The sequence below is a fragment of the Dokdonia sp. R86516 genome, from assembly GCF_044596715.1.
Lineage (GTDB): Bacteria > Bacteroidota > Bacteroidia > Flavobacteriales > Flavobacteriaceae > Dokdonia.
In genome coordinates this window covers 545,001-547,500 of record NZ_CP138998.1, presented here as the reverse complement: position 1 = coordinate 547,500, position 2,500 = coordinate 545,001, and the positions used below count along the sequence as shown (strand labels likewise).

The 2,500-nt window shown below is 43.0% G+C and carries 2 tRNA genes and 1 rRNA gene (1 of these 3 running past the window's edge); all 3 read left to right on the top strand.

The features are described 5' to 3' along the window. Positions 1-492: 492 nt before the first annotated feature. A 16S ribosomal RNA gene (locus SJY23_RS02600) occupies positions 493-2,016 on the top strand. A 213-nt stretch (positions 2,017-2,229) separates the two neighbouring features. Further along, positions 2,230-2,303 (top strand) — tRNA-Ile (locus SJY23_RS02595). Positions 2,304-2,435: 132 nt separating this feature from the next. After that, positions 2,436-2,500, top strand: a tRNA-Ala gene (locus SJY23_RS02590) (it continues 12 nt past the right edge of the window).

The window sequence follows — 2,500 nt, the reverse complement described above, 5'->3', positions numbered from 1 at the left end:
ATCAAATTTCACGTAAGAGTTTCTTTGTTTTTATTTCTTCAAATTATTTTTCAAAAGATAGTTTGTAATTAGGAAAAAGGTTGTAGTTTTGCAGCCGCTAACAAATAGAGGTTATTTGTGAGTTATGTTCATTGCGATTGTTTCTTGGTTTTGGAGGTTGAAAATTAAATTTCAATTATTTTTAAGATTAAGTTGTGAGTTTAAAAAACAGTTGTATATTTGCACCCGCTTAGAGAAACAGTAACATATCTAGCGAAGTTCAAGAGTTTTTATTGAGATGTTTTGGAAGATTAGTTAGTCTAATTTGAGGTTCGATTCCTTTGCATTTACAAGAGTTTTCTGCTATTAATAGTAGTAGAGAAAGTTCATTGATTTATTGAATTGACAGCGCGTATTAATACCTTCGGGTATTATTACAAAGAATTTGAAAACTAGAAGTTTATTATTGACCGGATATTTCGAGTTGTGAGGAGTTGAAATTATTAACAACACACGATGAAGAGTTTGATCCTGGCTCAGGATGAACGCTAGCGGCAGGCTTAACACATGCAAGTCGAGGGGTAACAGGAGTAGCTTGCTATTTGCTGACGACCGGCGCACGGGTGCGTAACGCGTATAGAATCTACCTTATACTGGGGGATAGCCTTTGGAAACGAAGATTAATACCCCATAGTATTATTTTTTGGCATCATTAAATAATTAAAGTTTCGGCGGTATAAGATGACTATGCGTTCTATTAGTTAGTTGGTAAGGTAACGGCTTACCAAGACTGCGATAGATAGGGGTCCTGAGAGGGAGATCCCCCACACTGGTACTGAGACACGGACCAGACTCCTACGGGAGGCAGCAGTGAGGAATATTGGACAATGGAGGCAACTCTGATCCAGCCATGCCGCGTGTAGGAAGACTGCCCTATGGGTTGTAAACTACTTTTATATGGGAAGAATAAGGTCTACGTGTAGACTGATGACGGTACCATAAGAATAAGCACCGGCTAACTCCGTGCCAGCAGCCGCGGTAATACGGAGGGTGCAAGCGTTATCCGGAATCATTGGGTTTAAAGGGTCCGTAGGCGGGCATATAAGTCAGTGGTGAAAGTCTGTGGCTTAACCATAGAATTGCCATTGATACTGTATGTCTTGAATTATTGTGAAGTGGTTAGAATATGTAGTGTAGCGGTGAAATGCTTAGAGATTACATAGAATACCGATTGCGAAGGCAGATCACTAACAATATATTGACGCTGATGGACGAAAGCGTAGGTAGCGAACAGGATTAGATACCCTGGTAGTCTACGCCGTAAACGATGGATACTAGTTGTTTGGCCTTCGGGCTGAGTGACTAAGCGAAAGTGATAAGTATCCCACCTGGGGAGTACGTTCGCAAGAATGAAACTCAAAGGAATTGACGGGGGCCCGCACAAGCGGTGGAGCATGTGGTTTAATTCGATGATACGCGAGGAACCTTACCAGGGCTTAAATGTAGTCTGACAGCTTTAGAGATAGAGTTTTCTTCGGACAGATTACAAGGTGCTGCATGGTTGTCGTCAGCTCGTGCCGTGAGGTGTCAGGTTAAGTCCTATAACGAGCGCAACCCCTGTGGTTAGTTGCCAGCGAGTAATGTCGGGAACTCTAGCCAGACTGCCGGTGCAAACCGTGAGGAAGGTGGGGATGACGTCAAATCATCACGGCCCTTACGTCCTGGGCCACACACGTGCTACAATGGTAGGGACAGAGAGCAGCCACTTAGCGATAAGGAGCGAATCTATAAACCCTATCTCAGTTCGGATTGGAGTCTGCAACTCGACTCCATGAAGCTGGAATCGCTAGTAATCGGATATCAGCCATGATCCGGTGAATACGTTCCCGGGCCTTGTACACACCGCCCGTCAAGCCATGGAAGCTGGGGGTACCTGAAGTCCGTCACCGTAAGGAGCGGCCTAGGGTAAAACTGGTAACTAGGGCTAAGTCGTAACAAGGTAGCCGTACCGGAAGGTGCGGCTGGAACACCTCCTTTCTAGAGCTTGTCCCTGTTATGGTGCGTTATGTATTTATATGTAACAATATCTTTAACAAACAGCAAACGACTTACAGCCGAAAGGTTAGTAATAGGTTTTAGTTTTCAATAGCTGTCGATTTAATTTTAATAAACAAGTAAATAGTAGTTAGACTTTAGTATTGAGTTTTTTACTTAAGACTATTACTTAGCAACTATAGATTGTTTAATTACAGTCTCATAGCTCAGCTGGTTAGAGCGCTACACTGATAATGTAGAGGTCGGCAGTTCGAGTCTGCCTGAGACTACTGGTTACGCTTTCGCGAAAGCTTAATAAATCGCGATGTTCATTTTATTACATTTTGAAGGAAATTTTAGAAGTTGAGAATCATTACTTCGTCATTCGAAATCTGATGTCATCATCTTGATTTCATAAAAATGGGGGATTAGCTCAGCTGGCTAGAGCGCCTGCCTTGCACGCAGGAGGTCATCGGTTCGACTCCGA